Genomic DNA, 19,368 nt, shown 5'->3' on the forward strand with positions numbered 1-19,368 from the left:
ACGTAACGGGACATGAAAAAACCTTAACAGTTTGCTAAGGTTTTTTCTGCGCATAAATAATAAAATCATTGATCTTCTGTTGAAAGAGCTTTTAAAGCATTATTGAGAAATTAGTTTGTAGGCACAGCATAAATGATATTCTCGGAATAGTTACCTCCGAATCCCTGAAATAAACTTCCTGCTGATGGCGCACCTCCAATCACGTTATTTCCGGCAATGTATTTATACCTTTTTACCGCACCAGATGAGTTATTAACAATTAAACTTCCCTGAATGATAGAAAATCTTGTGAGTGAAGAAGATGTAAGCCCCTGAATAAGCCCGCTTACTAAAACAGGTGCTTCAAAAATATCTCCTGAAATATTGGCGGTATCTCCCAGGTTAATATTAGGCTGATCTGAAAAGCTTGTCCTTATCCACATCCATTGATCACTGGTTAATGCTGTTCCTGTAGGGATAATAAGTTGTTGTATTGTAACCAGCCATTTCCCCTGAGGCAGATCAATATAAGAGCCGGTATACTGAAATGTTCCGGTAGAAGTGAAAGGAATATTGATCCCGGTTCCGTTTGTTCCTCTTACCACTGTAAGCCTTACAGGTTTCCATAAGCCGTTTCCGTTGGCATCAGAAGTCATGACATAGTTTTCGTTTTGTGCTCCGTCTGCAATTTTTATTCCTGATACCGGAGCAGCTAATGTTCCTGGAGTTTTAATGTCTAAACTTGCTGTAGGGCTATTATTCCCAATACCGATATGTCCATCAGAAGTCATCACTACATCATCTGCCTGATTGGCAATACTTACAGGGCCGGAAGCCTTATTATTTTTCTTTCCGTCTAAGTGAAACATTCCCCTGGGATTGGGAGTATTCAATCCAACCTGTGCATAGGTGAAGGTTGCAAAGGCTCCTAACATCATAACATAAATCTTTTTCATTAAAATTGGTTTTTAAAGTTATTTTTTGCGAAAAAAGTACCTTAGTTTGTAACATACTTTTCCATTAGCTTCATCTATTTAACAGAAGTTAATGAGGTGCTAACCTACCGCTAAAAACAACTATTTAACGAACATATTCTGTACGAATTTTTCCACAAGATTGTAATGATATTATGACTTTAAAGAGACGGTATTAATGAATTTCGCTGTAGATCTCCAGCAGTTCAACCAAATTGGTAATTTTTAATTTCTGATAAACTCTTCTTTTATAAGTTCCTACGGTGGACTCCTCAATGTCAAGAGCATTTGCAATCTCAAGGTTTCCATTTCCTTTTGCCAGAAGATTAAAAACCTGCAGCTCTCTCTCGGATAGATTTTCAATTGCTTTTCGTTTTTTATTTCCTTTCAGTAATTCATTCATGATCTCCGGTGTATAATATTGTCCGTCTTTGAAAAGAGCTTCCACCGCTTTGACAAAATTTTCGGGATCACTCTGCTTATTCAGGAACCCATTGGCTCCTTCTTCAATGTATTGCAGTGCAATATTTTCTTTATAAGAAGTGAATATGAGGATAAGAGTATCCTCAGAGATTTCTTTGATCTCTTTGACCATTGATTTGAAAAGACTTCCCGGAAGTTCGATATCAAGAATGACCAGATCATATTTTTCGGATTCAATTTTCTGTTTTGCTTCGCCATACGTTTCTGCAAAATCAACTTCAAGGTGATTAAAGTTTTTCTCCAGAATCATAGCTGTTCCGATTCTTACCACATGATGGTCGTCTGCAATGAGTATTTTTTTTGTCATATTTTAATAAGGATTTTAATGAGGGTTCCTTTTGGGGGATTTTGATGGAAAGTCATTTCGGAATTCATCTTTATGAGCAGCTGAACAACCATATGAAGGCCTAAACCATAATTTTTAAAAATCATATGCTCATTCTCTTTTTTCTTAAACAACCCGGAATAATAAATCATCTGTTCATCAGACATTCCGGTACCCGTATCAGCAATATTGATTTCTACATGTGATCCTGTAAAGGCTGATGTGATGGTAATTTCTCCGTCTGAAGTATTTTTCACCGCATTATCTATGATGTTGTGGAAAACTGCGAGGAGAACATTCTTATTAAGTTTAATCTTAAGTTGATGGTCACAAAAATTGTAGATAAATGTATTTTTCTGAGCTGCAATTTCTTCGAATAATAATCTTTTGGTTTCAATAAGATCATAAATGGAATATTCTTCTTCCGTGCTATTTTGTTGTTTGTATAATTCTGTATATTCTTTAAGGCTCAATGTAAATTTATACAGCTGTTCTGAAGTTTTATAAATGCTGTCAAAATATTTTTTCTGAGTTTTGGGATCTTCCGACTGGTTGAGTTCCTGGGAAAGAAGCGCAATAAACTTTACGGGTGTAGTAATGTCATGACTGATACTTTCGACCAGTTTTTTCTGATAATCGGATTCATTTTTTAGCTTATTATTGGTTTCAAGCAGTTCTTTATCTTTATGATCAAGGGTATTTTTTAATACTTTATTTTTCAGTCTCAGAAAATTTGTCCTCATCTGAACAATCACCAGAATAATAAAAATAATACTACCTGCACTCAGGATTTTAAAGAATAAGGTTTGATAAAAATAAGCTTCCACTTCTACAGGAATACTTTTATAAACAAATTTCCCTGTTTCGGAAGATAAAAATCGAACGAGAAGATTATAAGTACCAGGTTCAACAGTAGCTATCCGGAATGTTTTATCATTTTTGATATTTGTCCATGAACTGTCTTCGGTATCAAGTTTAGCCTGTAAATAAATATTTTCCAGATCTGAATAGTAAGGAACATCTATATACACTTCTGCATTTTTATAACCACATTCCAGAAACAGACTATTTTTCAGCTGAATCATCTTTCCTTTTACTCTTGCTCTTTCCAGATAGACATCCTGACTTCCGGGATAATAGGTTTTCATATTTTCAGGATTAAAAAACACAAAACCTTCCATGGAAGGAAACACAAGCTGCCCATCTTCCAGCTCATGAGCACAGGGATTGGCACTTCCGTTGAATTCATTGTTCGACAGTCCCTGTTTTTTGGTGTAGCGATAATACGTGAGATCTCCTTTCGGAGCTTTCATGTATTGTAAAAGGATATTTTTATTGACTTTAAATAATCCATTATTGGAAGAAATCCATAAGTTGGAATTCCTATCCTCCACCAAAGAATGGGCATTTGCCAGGAAATCATTTTTATCGGATGGAACTCTGACCGCTTTTTCAGCTTTTATCAAATAAAGTCCTCTGTTGTATGTCGTAAACCAGATATTCCCATCTTTGGTCCGGATGATTTGTTTTACAGGAAGGCCTTTCCCAATCAACTTCTCCATTTTATTTCCGGTAAGAGAGTAAACGTAGATTCCGCCGCTGCTTCCCAGGTAAAGCAGATCTTTGTTATATCTCAAAACAGCGTCTATATTATCTTTACTTGGAATAATTCGTTCAATTTCTTTAAAACGATCCTGCTTAAAGAGATAGAGATAAGATTCTTTTCCACTGACAAGTGATGCCATATACAATCCTCCACTTTTATACAGACCATCAATTTCCTTATTTTGAAAAGAAATGGAATCGTATTTTGTAAATCCTGTATTCTTGTACCTTATATGGATAGCATTATTCTCCCTATAAACCAGATTTCCGGTGTTATCCTGCAAAATATAGCGTTTATCATAAGATTGAGAGGCCGGAAATATTCTTTCTGAAGTATTTGAATAGTATCTTATCCCTTCCTGAGTCAGAACGGAATTACCACCATAAGAAATCCCTGCATAACAGACCTCATCCTGATAAGGTAATTTTTTTCTGGAAACAGAGAAATCAGACAGACTTAAAATTTTAAGTCCATTCATAGAACTCCCGATGTATAATTTCTTCGCTGCTTTATCATAAAACATCGCTCCGGAAATTTCTTTATCAATATCTTTATAGTCCAGCAAATAAGCAAGCTTCAATTTTCCCTCCGAAAATTCACTTCTGTATATTTTACCATGACTGATGATGAATACCTGTCCGGTGATCTGCTGCCAATAGATTTTAGTATCAGCATCTGTATACATTGATGGAGCATTGATATAGGAATATTTTCCCTGATACAACTGAAGTATCTTTTTATTCTCAACATCAGGGATAAAAACATAATCTCCATGAACGAATAATCGTCTTAACTTACTATGTGGAAATTTCACATCAATTTTTGTGTTTTTCTTACTTATCTTATCAACATAAGTAATTCCATTATCTTCAAAATAGTAAGAGCCATTCTCCATCCGGATAAAATAAGAATCGATGTAAGAAATAAATCTTACAGTAACATTATTTTTAACAAGCTGTTTATAGACTTTCTGATTGAATTTCCCCCCAGGCTCAGCAATCTGAACGGATGATACTGCCATCGGCTTTCTTTGAGAAACCACAAGAAGATCTTTTTCCGAAGCATTAAAAACAGTAATGCTATCCTTTTTTATATTCCCGAAAAAATCACCGAAGCTTAAATTTTTAAGTTTGAAATTATTATACTGAACAAAGTTGCTTCCGTCATACCGTACAATTCTACCTTCCATAGACAACCAGATGAATCCATATTTATCTTTTACAATATCCTTGATACTGTTTTGTGGAAGACCATTATCCGTGTTATACCATTGGGTAGTATAGCTTTGCCCGTTGACACTTAGAAAAAACAGAAATGAAATAAAGTAGAGAAGCTTCATTCAGTAGGGCAGCGTTATATTTAAGACAAATATATTATAGAAAATTAAATTTATTGTAAACATTTATCCACAATTATGTGAATTTTTTTCTACATAATTAGATATGGATAATGTATTCATTATAATAAATTTGAAAAACCAAACATTTATTCCCTCATCAATGCCATGGTCATCAGGCATACTGAAAACACAGTCTTTTTTGTTCGCAAAAAAAAATGATCTCCTTCTGTCCGGGGAGATCATTATTTTATGATAATTAAATGTAAGTAAAAGTGAAATTTTTATAGGCTATAAAAGTTCTTTCGGAACAGAAATATTATTCTTTTTCATGTATTCCAAAAGGTTTTGGTATTTATCTTCATATTCATCATTTCCACACTTATGCGAAATACTACAGATGTCTGATGGCTTGATGTCTAAAATATCGGATATTTTAGTCAGTATCTCCAGGTTGATCTTCACCTTGGAATTCTCAATATCAGAATACGCCTTTTGGGAAATCCCCATTTCAAAAGCCATGTATTCCTGCGTAAGATCTCTGCTCCTACGTATTTTCCTAATATTTTGTCCACATACTTTCATCGTTTTTGTTTTAGTAGTTTTCGGTATATTTTAGAAGATTAGCTATTAGCCTCTAACAAAGTTAATAAATACCTTTGGCAAAACATTATACACGTTACATGATATTTATTTTCGACATAAAAAAGACTTAAAAATAGAACTTTTTTCAGAGAAAATATCACTTCGGTAAACACTATTGGAATTTATGGAGACGCAAAAATTTAATTATGACAATAATATTGTCAGAGCATTCCTCTATGCGACTATCGCATTCGGACTTGTAGGATTTCTGCTGGGGCTTACAGCTGCATTGATGCTTTTTTATCCTGAATTGCCTGAATTTTTATTCGGTACGGATGATACAACGATTAAAAGCTTAGCTTCGGGGAATATTCAGGGACTGATCAATACTCAGGGAGCGATGGGCTTCGGAAGAATCAGAATGCTTCATACCAGTGCGGTAATTTTTGCTTTCGTATGTAACTCTTTTTTCTGCGGTGCTTACTACAGTATGCAGAGACTTCTTAAAACCAGAATGTACAGTGATACCCTTTCATGGATTCACTTCTGGTCATGGCAGTTGATGATTGTAAGTGTGGTTATTACTTTCCTTATGGGAATCAATACTTCTAAAGAATATGCCGAACATGAATGGCCCATTGACATTTTAATTGCATTCTCATGGATCATTTTCGGAATCAATATGTTCGGAACTATTGCTAAGAGAAGAGTAAGACATTTATATGTAGCGATCTGGTTCTATCTGGCAACCTGGATTGCTGTGGCAATGCTTCACATCTTCAATAATCTTGAAGTTCCGTTATCTTTCACAAGCTGGAAATCTTATTCTGTATATGCAGGTGTAAAAGATGCATTAGTACAATGGTGGTATGGGCACAATGCGGTAGCATTCGTATTAACCACCCCTGTATTAGGTCTGATGTATTACTTTATGCCAAAAGCAGCTCAACGACCGGTCTTCTCATACAAATTATCCATCATTCACTTCTGGTCGCTGATCTTTGTATACCTTTGGGCCGGGCCTCACCACCTGCAATATACAGCTTTACCGGCATGGGCTCAGGCGGTAGGAACAGGATTCTCTATCATGTTGATTGCACCATCATGGGGAGGAATGCTGAATGGTCTTCTTACGTTAAGAGGAGCCTGGGATAAAGTAAGAGAAAATCCTATTCTAAAATTCTTTGTAGTAGCAGTTACATGTTATGGTATGGCTACTTTCGAAGGACCTTTATTAGCAACAAAATCATTAAATAAAATTGGTCACTATACCGATTGGGTTATCGGCCACGTACACTTGGGAGCTCTTGGATGGAATGGTTTCATGGCATTCGGAGTGGTATATTATCTGGTTCCGATCATGTGGAGAACATCCCTTTGGTCTAAAAAATTAGCCAACTGGCACTTCTGGTTAGGAACTTTAGGGATAATCTTCTACGCAGTACCGATGTATATTTCAGGATTTACACAGGGATTAATGTGGAAGCAATTCAACCCGGACGGAACTTTATTGTGGAAAAACTGGCTGGATACAGTAACTGCAATTATTCCCTACTTTAAAATGAGATTCCTTGGAGGTGTTCTTTATTTATCTGGGGCGATTTTAATGGTAGTGAATGTTATCAAAACGATTAAAGCTGGTTCATTCCAGAAAAACGTTCCTGCAGAAGCTCCGGCATTAGCCAACATTGGAAGCACAAGAAAAGAAGGCGAAGGTGTACACCTTTGGTTGGAAAGAACGCCTACTCTCCTTTCTGTACTAGCTTTCATCACTATAGCAATCGGTGGATTGGTGGAAATTGTTCCTACATTATCACTGAAGCAAAGTGTTCCGACAATTACCGCAGTAAAGCCTTATACGCCACTGGAACTGGAAGGAAGAGATTTATATATCCGTGAGGGATGTAACTCATGCCACTCACAAATGATCAGACCATTCCGTGATGAGGTTGTAAGATTTGAAGGAAAAAACGGACAGTATTCCAAAGCGGGAGAATTCGTATACGACAGACCTTTCTTATGGGGATCTAAAAGAACGGGACCGGATCTTCACAGAGAAGGAGGAAGAAACCCGGATTCATGGCACTTCAAACATATGTATAACCCAAGAATTACGTCTGCCGGTTCTATCATGCCACGTTTCCCATGGTTAATTACCAACAAACTGGACAAAACCCAAATGGTGGACAAAATGAAACTGATGAAAAATGCCTTCGATGTTCCTTATACAAAAGCTCAGATTGATTCTGCCAACCAATGGGCGGATAACCAGTCCAAAGCAATTGTACAGAGAATTTACGCTGAAGCAACAGATGTAAAAGATCAGATGGTAAAAGAAAAAACAGCAAAAGGATCTGCCTATGTACCGCTTGAACAAAGAGAAATTGTAGCAATGATTGCTTACCTGCAAAGATTAGGTACAGACATTAAAACAACACAGGTACAAACCGCAAGCGTAGAGTAACATTTAAAATTAAACTGCAATGAAAACGAGAACCCCCATTTCAATATATATCGCAACTACGATAGGTTTAACGATCATGGCCTTTGAAATGTTCGCCGGAGATTCAGGATATTTTTCTTCTCCTTTTTTCTGGGCGCTGATCTTAATCGCCACTATCCTATTGTTGATTATGAACTCTATTGGAGACCTGGTGGAAAATGAAAGTTTCAACAGATTATCCGAGGAAGAGAAAAAACAATATCTGGAAGAAAAGAAAGTTCCGTACTACCAGAAATTATGGAACTCGGCCTTCAAAAAACAAACTGCTACGGAAGAAAAAGATATTCTTATCGACCATGGTTTTGACGGAATTACAGAGCTTGACAACTCTCTTCCGAAATGGTGGATCGGCCTGTTCTGGTTCGGATGTATTTTCTGTGCAGTTTATCTGTTTGCTTTTTCTTTCACAGACTATGCTCATCCGGAAGCAGAGTACACTAAAGAAACAAAAACGATGTTAGCTTCCATTGCTGAGTATGAGAAAACTGCTCCTCAGATCAATCTGGAATCGGCAAAATACAGTGCAGATAATATTGCAGAAGGACAGGAATTGTTTAAAACAAATTGTGTTACCTGCCACGGTGACGGAGGAAAAGGTGGTATAGGTCCTAACCTTACAGACACCCACTGGATCAATATTAAAGAAAAAAGCTTATTTAAAAATGTTTTCTGGATGCTTGAAAACGGCTCTCCGAATAACCCTACCATGAGACCTTTCATCAAGGAAGGAACCATTACCGGAAGAGATGCTGAAAAGATTGCCGCTTATATCTATCACATCAACCAGGAAACCGCTCCTATCACTACGGCACAAGGTGGTGCCGCTCCTCAGGGAGAAGAAGTGAAATGGGAAAACGGAAACAACTAAATTATTATCTATCATATAAACCATGCCACGCCCCCTTCAACACTACTAACATTTGAATTTCATTTTTGCTAACTAACCTTTTCAACATTAAAAAAATGATAAAAGGGGGCGTTTTTTACAAATAACAATCCTTACTTTGGCTGTCTTACTCAACTATTCACTTGACAACTACAAACTAGAAATTCCATAAAAAGACAGCCAAGGCAGGATTTTTGCATTCGCAAAAGGGTACCACAACAAAGACCAAATAAAATAGTATTATTATCTTTGTTAGAAACCTCATCGCATTTGAAACTGAAAATCAACACCACAAAACTTTTAAGGCGTATTGCAATAACCTTTATTTTAATATTGGTTCTTCTTACCCTGTTGATCCTAAGCTTAAGGCTTCCTGCCGTCCAAAACTTCATCAAAGACAAGCTCATTGTTTATCTGGAGAAAAAAATAAAAACTCCTGTAAGCCTTGAAAGAGTTTACATAGGATTTCCCAACAGCCTTGTTATGGAAAACCTTTATCTCAAAGGACAGGATGTAGACACTCTTCTGGCCGTCAAAAAGCTGGATGTAGGGCTGCACATGATGAAGCTTCTTAATTCCACAGCAGATATTACTTCAGTCAATATGGAAGGTGCGCGTGCTCATGTTGTACGGAAACCGGATGGCAAATTCAATTTTGATTATATCATTGATGCTTTTGCTTCCACAGATAAGGAAGAAAGTCCTTCCAAACCATTCATTATTTCCCTTGATAAAATCAATTTAAAAGATGTTGGAGTAACCTTCAATGACCAGCAGTCTAAGAATGATATTCAACTCTACTTTAAATCGTTTGATACCAGAGTCAAAACTTTTGATCTCAGCAAAAACAAATATGCTGTTAATGACATCAATCTTGACGGATTAAAATTAAAGTTAAAGCAGGGACTGGTAGAAGAAGTTGCTAAAAAGGTAGAGAAAAAAGTAGACTCTCTCAATGAAAAAAAACCGATGAGCATTGGTTTAAGAGGAATCAAGCTTACTCATTTTGATATTGATTACGGAGATGAAAACACCAAAACATTTGCAAAAGTTATCTTCAAAGAACTGAGTACAAAGGTCAACAAACTTGATCTTGAAAACAATGCTTACAATGTAGCCAATGTATTTCTTTCCGGGGCAGACATCAATGCGAACCTATATCTTCCGGCTCAAAATGCCAATCCTAAAACAACAAAAGAACCTGAAGTTTCCAAAGTCTCCGATCAGGATAAAGCCATGAAACTTCTCTTAGGAAAACTTGTTTTAAACGATGTAAAAGTTAATTATAACAATACTGCCATTGCTCCAACGAAACAGGGAATGGACTTCAACCACCTCAATTTCTCAAAAATGAATGTAGAGGTAAGAAGCTTCAAAATGGAGAACAATACCTTTGTAGGAACCGTAAATTCTGCAGAAATCAAAGAAGGCAGAGGACTGGATATTCAGAAATTCAATACAGATTTTGTCTATGCAGAAAAGGAAGCATACCTGAAAGATCTTTATCTTCAAACCCCTAAAACCCTATTGCGTGATGAGGTTATTTTAAATTATAACTCCATTGATCAACTTAGCAAAAACTTAGGTGCAGTCAAGATTTCAGCCAATATCAAAGATTCAAAAATAGGGTTTTCTGATATTCTGAATCTGGTTCCAACTTTAAAAAATACGGTTCCCTTCAACAAATATCCGAACGCTATTTTAAACGTAAATGCTAATGTAAAAGGAAGCGTGAATGATCTTTTAATTCAGGATCTTAAAGTTTCCGGGCTGGATCAATTGAGGGTAATGGCTTCCGGAAAAATCAGAAATGCGATGAATCCGGATCAGTTGTATTATGATTTGAGAATCGGGGAATTTTCTTCCAGTGCCAAAACGATATTCAATCTTGTTCCTAAAAATACAATTCCTTCCAATATTTCGCTTCCTTCTCATTTCAGCATCAAAGGAAATGCAAAAGGAACGACCAAAGTGGTGAATACAGATCTTAACCTCTACTCTACTTTGGGAAATGCTGCGATCATCGCACAGGTAGACATGCGAAGAAAAAATCATGAATTGTATGATGTCAAAGCCAATCTTCAGGGGATACAGGTTGGAAAAATTATTCAGAATAAAGATATTGGTCCTATCACTGCACAAATTGCAGCAAAAGGAGAAAGTTTTGATTTTAAAAATGCCAATGCCGACTTAAAAGGCCATGTTGCTTCCGCTGTCTACAAAGGATATCGTTATCAAAACATGAACCTTACCGGAAAGATCAATAAAGGAGCTTATCATGTCATTTTAGATTCAAAAGATCCTAATGCCAGTTTACAGCTGACTGCTTCGGGAGTTTATGATGAAAAAAATCCTACAGTAAAAGTAAATGGAGAAGTCATCAAACTGGATGTCAACAAACTTGGTTTCTATGAAAAACCGATGATTATTGCCGGAAAAATTGATGGGGATTTCACCAGCTTAGATCCCAATAATTTAAATGGATATCTAAACCTTAAAGATTTTGCATTCTCGGATACCAAAGAGGTTTATCCTGTACAGGAAGTTAACCTGAAAGCATCCTCCACAACAGATTCTACTCAGATTATTTTCAATTCTCAGATTGCAGATGTGGAATTGAAAGGTAAATATAAACTGACTCAGATTTTTGGTGCTTTAACGAAAACTGTGAACCAGTATTATCAGTTCCAGAAACCGGATAACAAACAGAAAATTGATCCGGGACAACATTTTACTTTTACAGCAAAAATTAAAAATGATGATCTGATCAGAAAGTTTGTGCCGGATCTGAAAGATTTTGAAACCATCAATCTTGTTGGAAATTATGATGCAGATTCTCAGAAAATTGAAATTGACGGGCAAATACCAAGATTATTATATGGTGAAAATACCATTGAAAAGGGTGCTTTAAAAGTCACCAATGAAAATGAGGCATTGCAGTACAGCCTGAATGTCGCCGCTTTAAAAAGTTCAAGTTTTTCTTTAAACAAAATCAATATTGACGGAGATGTTGCAGACAATACAATACGATACAACGTCACCACAAAAGACGAGAAAGATGCTACCCAGTTCCTGATTGCAGGAAATGCAAAATCTCTCAATGACATTACCGAAATATCTCTGAACCCGAACGGATTAAAGCTCAATTATACGGATTGGAATGTTGCAGAAAACAACAAAATCCAGATCAGTAATAAAGGAATTCTGGCGGATAATTTTATTCTATCCAATGGAAACAGTCAAATTGCAGTACAGTCTGAAAGCAGTAGCCCAACCAGTCCTTTGAATATTTCGTTGAAAGATTTTAAAATCGAAACCATTACGGAACTTATTAAAAAAGATACTGTTCTGGCAAGAGGAACGATTAATGGTACAGCACAGCTTCGTGAGGTTACTAAAAATATGACTTTCACTTCCGACCTGAATATTTCAGACCTAATCGTCTATGGAAGTCCTGTCGGAAACCTTGCCGTAAAAGTGAACAATGCTTCACCGAAGGTTTTAAATGCAGATATTGCCCTTTCCGGAAATAACAATGACGTAAAAATCCTTGGGGATTATAATACTTCTTCCAGTACTTTCGATCTGAATATGGCGATCAACCAGCTACAGATGAAGAGTATTCAAGGGTTTTCTATGAATGCCATTACCAATACGGAAGGCTATCTTTCAGGAAATTTAAAAATCACAGGAACTACAGACCAACCGAATATTTTAGGAAAAGTAAAATTCAATGATGCAGGGCTGGAAATAGCAAAAACAGGAAGTGATTTCCGACATCTGAGTGATGAAATAAATTTTACCAGCCGCGGAATTGAGTTTGATAAATTCAAAGTTAAAGATAAAGATGGAAATGCTCTTGTTGTGGACGGACAGGTTCTTACCCAAACGTACAGAGATTTCGCCTTTAATCTGGATGTAAATGCCAAAGACTTTAAAGTCGTCAATTCAGAAAAGACCAATGATGCCATGATGTATGGTATTCTGGCTATTGATGCCGGACTACATATCCGAGGAAATCTTGACCTTCCTAAAGTAGATGGTAAGCTGAATGTGGCAGACAACACAGATTTCACGTTCGTACTTCCTCAATCTTCTCCATCTTTACAGGAAAGAGACGGTATTGTAGAATTTGTAGATCAGGATCAGGTAGTTTTAAATAAAACAATTAAAACAGATTCTCTCAACTCCAAAAGCCGCATCAAAGGAATGGATGTGAATGTCAACATTGAAGTCAGCAAAGAAGCCAAACTTTCTATTATTATTGATAAAGTAAACGGTGATTTTGTCAAGCTTCAGGGAGAAGCAGAATTGACAGGCGGAATTGATCCATCAGGAAAAATGACATTGGTAGGCGTTTATGAAGTTGAAAAAGGGAGCTACGATCTTTCTGTAAGTTTACTTAAACGTAAATTCGATATTCAGAAAGGAAGCACAATTACATGGACAGGAGAACCTACGATGGCCCAAATGGATATTACAGCGGTTTACAAAACCGAAGCCGCTCCTATTGACCTTGTGGAACAGCAGATCAGTGGAGAGAGTGCATCAACAATGAATCAGTTTAAGCAGAGGGTTCCTTTCAATGCTTTATTGAAAATGAAAGGAGAATTATTGAAACCTCAGCTTACTTTTGATATTACTACAGATGAAAAAAATAATTCTGTATCTACGAATGTAAAAGATGTTGTAGATCAGAAGCTTGCCCAGATCAGAACCCAGGAATCTGAGCTGAACAAACAGGTATTTGCCTTATTGCTTCTGAACCGTTTCATCGGAGAAAATCCATTTGAAAGCGGTGCTGGAATGTCTGCAGAAACCATGGCAAGACAGAGTGTAAGTAAAATCCTTTCTCAGCAGCTGAACAATCTTGCAGCAGGCCTGATTAAAGGAGTAGATCTTAATTTTGGACTTGATTCTTCAGAAGATTATTCCACCGGAGAGAAAAATACCAGAACTGATCTGAATGTGGATATCAGTAAAAAATTATTGAATGACCGTCTGAAAGTAACCGTAGGAAGTAATTTCGGACTGGAAGGCCAGGCTCGTCAGAATGAAAATATGACGAATATTGCAGGGAATGTTTCTGTAGATTACAGCCTTTCCAAAGACGGAAGATATATGCTTCGTGCTTACCGAAAAGATGAATATCAGGTGGCTCTTCAAGGGCAGATCATAGAGACCGGAGTCGGATTTATTATTACATTGGATTATGACAAGTTCCGGGAGATTTTCCAGAAATCAAAAGAGAAAAAGCCGAAAAAAAATCAAAATAACCAAGTGGTAGAATTTAAATAATGAGTAATAAGTTCCATATATATTGTAAGTATCTGTTGGTTTCCGGAATGGCATCCACGATAGTCTCGTGCAGCAACACCAGGTTTTTGAAAGAAGGTCAGATGCTGTACACAGGCGCCAAAGTAAAGATTGAAAACGACACGATTTCCAAAAAAGAAAAAAAAGATCTTCAGACGGCACTGGAAGAGAGCCTTACACCAAAACCCAATTCTACATTTTTGGGAATGCGTCCCAAGCTGTATTTCTATAATATCGCTAAAGAGCCGAAAAAGGATAAAGGTTTTAATTACTGGCTTAAATATAAGATAGGTGAAAAACCTGTGTTGTTAGGTGATGTAGACCGTGAATTCAATAAAGATATCATTGTCAATTATTCTGAAAACAAAGGCTATTTCAATGCCAAAGCTTCTTATGATACGGTTTCAAAGAATAAAAAAGCTCAGGTTATTTATACCCTAAGACCAGGTTCCAGATACCTGATTGACGGGGTAAAGTTTCAGAAAGATTCTACATTGGTGAACCAGGAAATTCAGGGTTTAACAAAAAGAACGTTACTTAAAAACGGAAGACCATTTGATCTTGATGTCATCAAAGCAGAGAGAGAAAGAATTGATAATGGTTTAAAGGAAAGAGGTTTCTATTACTTCCATCCTGATAATATTATCGTTCAGGCAGACAGTACGGTGAGTAAAAATCATAAAGTTGAGCTTAACGTAAAATTAAAAGATAATACTCCGGATTTAGCAACTCAGCAGTTCAGTATTGATAATGTTATTGTATTTCCTAATTACAACATCCAGGATGTAAAAGATGGTAAATACAGTATCCCGATGGATAAAGATTCTCTTTCCAAATATCGTTTCGATGACATTTATGTCATTGATCCGCAGCATAAATTCAAACCGAAAATTTTTGACAGAGCTTTATATTTCAAAAAAGGAGATCTTTACAACCGTTCGAACCACAATTTAACTCTGAACCGATTGATCAGTCTGGGTATTTTCAAATTTGTGAAAAACGAGTTCATCGTATCTGATTCTTTAAGTCATAAATTTGATGCCTATTATTTATTGACTCCAAGGCAAGTACAATCGCTTCGTCTGGAAGCATTGGGAAGAACCAACTCCGCCAACTATGCAGGTAGCGAGCTGAACCTGAACTGGACTCACCGAAATTTCTTCCGGGGTGCAGAGCAATTCAAAGCAGCTATCTTCGGAGCTTTCGATTTCCAGATGGGAGGTGCTCAGAATGCCAATAATATTTTCCGTGCAGGAACAAACGTACAGCTTTCAATCCCGAGAATTGTTGCTCCTTTCCGGTTTCATTCTTCCAGTGAATTTGTTCCCAGAACGAATATTACACTGGGTTATGAATTCCAGAACAGAACACAATATTATACCCTAAATAATTTCACCGGATCATTCGGATATGTGTGGAAAGAAAACGCAAGAAAAGAACATGATCTGAAAGTGATTGATATTACATTGGTATCCCCAGCCAATGTTACGGAAGAATATCAAATTAAAGCTGATGCAAATCCAGCAATGGCAAGAGTTGTGGCAAAGCAGCTTATTTTCGGTCCTACCTATTCTTACACCTATACCAATACCATGCTTCCAAAGACCAACACCGTTTATTATAAAGGTACGCTTGATCTTGCTGGAAATATCACTGGTCTGGCCACAGGAGCTGATGTAAAAAAAGATAAGGAAAAGAAAATATTTGGTATTCCTTTCAGCCAATATGTAAAGATTGAAAATGATTTCAGATTCTATCATAAGTTCACCGAAAAATCTTCACTGGCTACGAGATTTATTGGAGGAATTGCCTATCCCTACGGAAACTCAGAGTATATTCCTTTCTCCAAGCAGTTTTTCTCAGGAGGGAGTAACAGTATCAGGGCATTCCGTGCAAGAACATTAGGCCCGGGAAGTTTTGATCCGAGAACCCTGGAGCCTGGTACTTATTTTGACCAGTCCGGAGATATCAAACTTGAATTAAATGCGGAATACCGCGCCAATCTTTATAAGTTTTTAAATGCTGCCGTGTTTGTAGATGCCGGAAATATCTGGCTGCTTCACGATGATGATAAAAGACCGGGCGCTAAGTTTTCAAAAGACTTTTTAAATGAAATTGCGGTGGGAGCCGGAGTAGGTCTGAGACTGGATTTTTCTATCCTGATTTTAAGACTGGATCTTGCGATGCCACTGAGAGTTCCTTACTATCAGAAAGGGGACAGATGGGCCTTCGATAAAATTAATTTCGGAGACTCAAATTGGAGAAAAGACAATCTTGTTTTAAATATTGCCATCGGATATCCATTTTAATATGATCAATACTGCTAAATTTTTCTGGGAAGTTCTGAAAGATACATTCACTGAATGGAACAATTCTACTGCATCAAAAGATTCAGCAAGTCTTGCCTATTATGCCATCTTTTCTATCCCGGGATTATTGATTATTATTATCTGGGTACTTGGAAATTTCTTTGGTGAAGAAGCTATCCGTGGGCAGATCAGCACCCAGATCAGCGGTATAATGGGACCGGATGTAGCGAAAAGTATTGAAGGTATGCTCGCCGGTGCTCTTATTGACAAAAAGAATATTTTTATGAAGGCAGTTGGAGTCGGATCATTGGTTTTCGGTTCTACTACGCTCTTCTTTCAGCTTCAGCATTCATTAAATACACTTTGGGAAGTAGAAGCCGCACCCAAAAAAGCATTACTCAAATTTTTACTGGACAGAGCGAATTCTTTAGGGATGATTCTCATCCTGGGATTTCTTCTGATGATCACCATGATTTTATCTTCTCTGATCAGCCTGTTTAATACGATTATCACCCAATATTTTGGTTTTGAAACGTATATGCTGGTAGAAACCGTGAATTTCGCTGTAGGCTTTGGACTTGTAATGCTCTTATTTGCTTTAATGTTTAAAGTGTTGCCTGATGTTTTGGTCAGCTGGAAACCGGTATGGAAAGGAGCATTCTTGACTACAGTTTTATTTACACTCGGAAAATTTTTATTAAGTCTTTATTTTAATCAGGTAAAACCTACTTCAGCCTTTGGTGCTGCCGGAACAGTCATTCTGATTATGATGTGGATCAATTATTCCTGTATGCTGATATTCTTTGGCGCGGAATTCACTAAAGTGTATACTTATAAAAAAGGATATAAAGTAGTTCTTTCCAAACATGCACGATGGACTCCTGCTAAGTTGTATGCGGATAGTCTGAAACAGATGCAGGGTGAGAGTAATGATAAAACGTAGATTTGGGTTGCGAGGTTCGGGTTGCGAGATTTTGAGATTCGGGATATTCCTGATACGGGATTATTTTATGAAAGTATTTAAACTTTTATTTTTGAAACATTAAGAGTCTGTTAAGGTGTTAAGAGTATTAAGATAAACTTCGCTATAAGCCTAAAAATCAGAATGATTCATCTTAACTATACTTTATTTCTTAAATCCACCTTAATGGTTTTAATATTTTTTTATAAGTATAAAAAATTCCTATATATAAAAAAGCCTCCTGAAAAATTCAGGAGGCTTTCTATTTTTACATTCTGTTTACGGTTCCGATTCCCAGTAATTCTAACGATTTTTTGATCGTTTTTGCTGTGATATCCGAGATATTCAAACGGAATTGTTTTACATTTTCATCTTCCTGATTCAGGATCGGATTATTCTGATAGAAAGAGTTGTATGCTTTCACAAGGTCATAAACATAGTTGGCAACCAAAGCCGGACTTAAGGTTTCCGCTGACTTGGCTACAACAGTTTTAAAGTTGGTCAACTGCATGATCAATTCTTTTTCAGACTGATTCAATTCAATATCAGCAGTTTCTGACTGTAAAGCACCAGCTTTAGACAATAATGACTGAATACGTGCATACGTATATTGAATAAACGGCCCTGTATTTCCGTTGAAATCAATACTTTCTGCAGGGTTGAAAAGCATTTTTTTCTTAGGATCTACTTTAAGCATGAAATATTTCAATGCTCCTAATCCTACCGTTTCATAAGATGCTTCTTTATCTTCTTCTGAAAGGCTTTCCAGTTTTCCTAATTCCTGAGCTTTAGATTTTGCTGTTTCATACATTTCCTGCATCAGATCATCTGCATCTACTACAGTTCCTTCACGGGATTTCATTTTACCTTCAGGCAATTCTACCATTCCGTAAGAAAGGTGGAACAACTGATCTGCCCATTCATATCCTAATTTTTTCAGGATTTTAAATAAAACCTGGAAGTGATAATCCTGTTCGTTTCCTACGGTATAGATCAGTTTCTGGATATTATTCTGTTTAAAACGTTCCACTGCCGTTCCAAGATCCTGAGTCATATACACTGAGGTACCGTCTGAACGTAACAACAGTTTCTGATCAAGTCCTTCATCCGTAAGATCACACCAAACAGAACCGTCTTCTTTCTGATACAGAACACCTTTATCCAAACCAGCCTGGATAAGGTCTTTTCCTAAAATATATGTATTGCTTTCATATTGAACCTGATCAAAATCAACCCCTAATCTTTTATAGGTTTCATTGAATCCTTTGTAAACCCACGAGTTCATTTCTTCCCAAAGTGCTCTTACAGTTTGATCTCCATTTTCCCAATCCAACAGCATTTTCTGAGCTTCTTTCATTACCGGAGCATCTTTTTTCGCCTGCTCCTCTCCTACACCTTGTTCTACAAGTTCTGCAATCTCTTTCTTATAGTTTTTGTCAAATTCTACATAGTAGTTTCCAACAAATTTGTCTCCTTTGGTATTGGTCGTTTCAGGAGTTGCTCCGTTCCCGAATTTCTCCCAAGCCAGCATAGATTTACAGATATGAATACCTCTATCGTTGATGATCTGAGTTTTGATTACATCATATCCGGCTTCTTTTAAAATCTGAGCTACTGAGAATCCTAATAAATTATTTCTGATATGCCCTAAGTGCAATGGTTTATTGGTATTCGGTGAAGAATATTCTACCATTACCGTAGCATTTTTCTTTTCTATAGTGGAAAAATTCTTAGTTACGGATCTGAAGTTATCCACAAACAATTGATTTTTCACCTTCACATTAAGGAAACCTTTTACTACATTAAAGCTCTCAAAAAGATCCGTTTCTGTCAAAGCTTCACCTAATTCAACCCCAATGCTTTCAGGGTTTTTCTTCAATTGTTTTACCAACGGAAAAGTAACAATGGTAAAATCACCCTCAAATTCCGTTTTATTTTCCTGAACTTCCAGTTTGATGTCTTTTAACTGATATACATTTAAAATAACCTCCGAAAGTTTCTGTTCTATAATATCTTTAATATTCATGTTTCTAAATTCTCTTTTTAATGCTTATCACTGAAACATTTTTACAGTCTGTTTCAGCTCAAAATCTGAGTTACAAATA

The 19,368-nt window shown here is 36.6% G+C and carries 10 protein-coding genes; 5 read left to right on the forward strand and 5 right to left on the reverse strand.

The genetic code is table 11. The features are described from left to right. Positions 1–110 precede the first annotated feature (110 nt). The 4 genes from ACMA47_RS20855 to ACMA47_RS20870 all read right to left on the reverse strand — a co-directional run bounded on the left by ACMA47_RS20855 (position 111) and on the right by ACMA47_RS20870 (position 5,288). A complete protein-coding gene (locus ACMA47_RS20855) occupies positions 111–935 on the reverse strand; it encodes a hypothetical protein (protein ID WP_413931322.1) in 825 nt (274 codons plus the stop codon). Positions 936–1,128: 193 nt separating this feature from the next. Further along, positions 1,129–1,743, reverse strand: a complete 615-nt coding sequence (locus ACMA47_RS20860; protein ID WP_413931323.1) for a response regulator — start codon at positions 1,741–1,743, stop codon at positions 1,129–1,131. Then, positions 1,740–4,706 (reverse strand): sensor histidine kinase, encoded by a 2,967-nt coding sequence (locus ACMA47_RS20865; RefSeq protein ID WP_413931324.1) that lies wholly within the window; start codon positions 4,704–4,706, stop codon positions 1,740–1,742. The genes ACMA47_RS20860 and ACMA47_RS20865 overlap by 4 nt, the downstream gene beginning before the upstream one ends. 288 nt (positions 4,707–4,994) lie before the next feature. Next, positions 4,995–5,288: a helix-turn-helix domain-containing protein gene (locus ACMA47_RS20870; protein WP_413931325.1), complete on the reverse strand. Its 294-nt coding sequence runs from the start codon at positions 5,286–5,288 to the stop codon at positions 4,995–4,997. Positions 5,289–5,472: 184 nt separating this feature from the next. Between ACMA47_RS20870 and ccoN the strand changes: the two genes are divergently transcribed. From ccoN to ACMA47_RS20895, 5 genes are all read left to right on the forward strand, one after another. Then, the gene (gene ccoN, locus ACMA47_RS20875; protein ID WP_114819513.1) at positions 5,473–7,752 is read left to right on the forward strand and encodes a cytochrome-c oxidase, cbb3-type subunit I; all 2,280 of its coding nucleotides are present in this window, start codon (positions 5,473–5,475) and stop codon (positions 7,750–7,752) included. 19 nt (positions 7,753–7,771) lie between these two features. Continuing rightward, positions 7,772–8,659 carry a cbb3-type cytochrome c oxidase N-terminal domain-containing protein gene (locus ACMA47_RS20880; protein ID WP_062672552.1) on the forward strand — a complete coding sequence of 296 codons (888 nt, stop codon included), beginning with the start codon at positions 7,772–7,774 and terminating at the stop codon, positions 8,657–8,659. Between the two features lie 288 nt (positions 8,660–8,947). Beyond that, a complete protein-coding gene (locus tag ACMA47_RS20885; RefSeq protein ID WP_413931326.1) occupies positions 8,948–13,975 on the forward strand; it encodes a translocation/assembly module TamB domain-containing protein in 5,028 nt (1,675 codons plus the stop codon). Next, entirely contained in the window at positions 13,975–16,302 is a 2,328-nt protein-coding gene (locus ACMA47_RS20890) for a BamA/TamA family outer membrane protein (protein ID WP_413931327.1), read from the forward strand. Before ACMA47_RS20885 ends, ACMA47_RS20890 begins: the two co-directional genes overlap by 1 nt. Position 16,303: 1 nt before the next feature. Further along, positions 16,304–17,245, forward strand: a complete 942-nt coding sequence (locus tag ACMA47_RS20895) for a YihY/virulence factor BrkB family protein (RefSeq protein ID WP_413931328.1) — start codon at positions 16,304–16,306, stop codon at positions 17,243–17,245. A gap of 286 nt (positions 17,246–17,531) precedes the next feature. Here the strand turns inward: ACMA47_RS20895 and argS are convergent, their stop codons facing one another. After that, a complete protein-coding gene (argS, locus tag ACMA47_RS20900) occupies positions 17,532–19,289 on the reverse strand; it encodes an arginine--tRNA ligase (RefSeq protein ID WP_413931329.1) in 1,758 nt (585 codons plus the stop codon). Between the last annotated feature and the right edge of the window lie 79 nt (positions 19,290–19,368).

Origin of the sequence: Chryseobacterium sp. T20 (assembly GCF_047345655.1) — a bacterium.
GTDB lineage: Bacteria > Bacteroidota > Bacteroidia > Flavobacteriales > Weeksellaceae > Chryseobacterium.

What these genes read in the sequence shown, in the direction of transcription:
- ccoN (WP_114819513.1), top strand. Translation starts at nt 5,473, where the DNA reads ATGGAGACGCAAAAATTTAATTATGACAATAATATTGTCAGAGCATTC.
- ACMA47_RS20895 (WP_413931328.1), top strand. Translation starts at nt 16,304, where the DNA reads ATGATCAATACTGCTAAATTTTTCTGGGAAGTTCTGAAAGATACATTC.
- ACMA47_RS20855 (WP_413931322.1), bottom strand. Translation starts at nt 935, where the DNA reads ATGAAAAAGATTTATGTTATGATGTTAGGAGCCTTTGCAACCTTCACC.
- ACMA47_RS20865 (WP_413931324.1), bottom strand. Translation starts at nt 4,706, where the DNA reads ATGAAGCTTCTCTACTTTATTTCATTTCTGTTTTTTCTAAGTGTCAAC.
- ACMA47_RS20860 (WP_413931323.1), bottom strand. Translation starts at nt 1,743, where the DNA reads ATGACAAAAAAAATACTCATTGCAGACGACCATCATGTGGTAAGAATC.
- ACMA47_RS20890 (WP_413931327.1), top strand. Translation starts at nt 13,975, where the DNA reads ATGAGTAATAAGTTCCATATATATTGTAAGTATCTGTTGGTTTCCGGA.
- ACMA47_RS20880 (WP_062672552.1), top strand. Translation starts at nt 7,772, where the DNA reads ATGAAAACGAGAACCCCCATTTCAATATATATCGCAACTACGATAGGT.
- argS (WP_413931329.1), bottom strand. Translation starts at nt 19,289, where the DNA reads ATGAATATTAAAGATATTATAGAACAGAAACTTTCGGAGGTTATTTTA.
- ACMA47_RS20870 (WP_413931325.1), bottom strand. Translation starts at nt 5,288, where the DNA reads ATGAAAGTATGTGGACAAAATATTAGGAAAATACGTAGGAGCAGAGAT.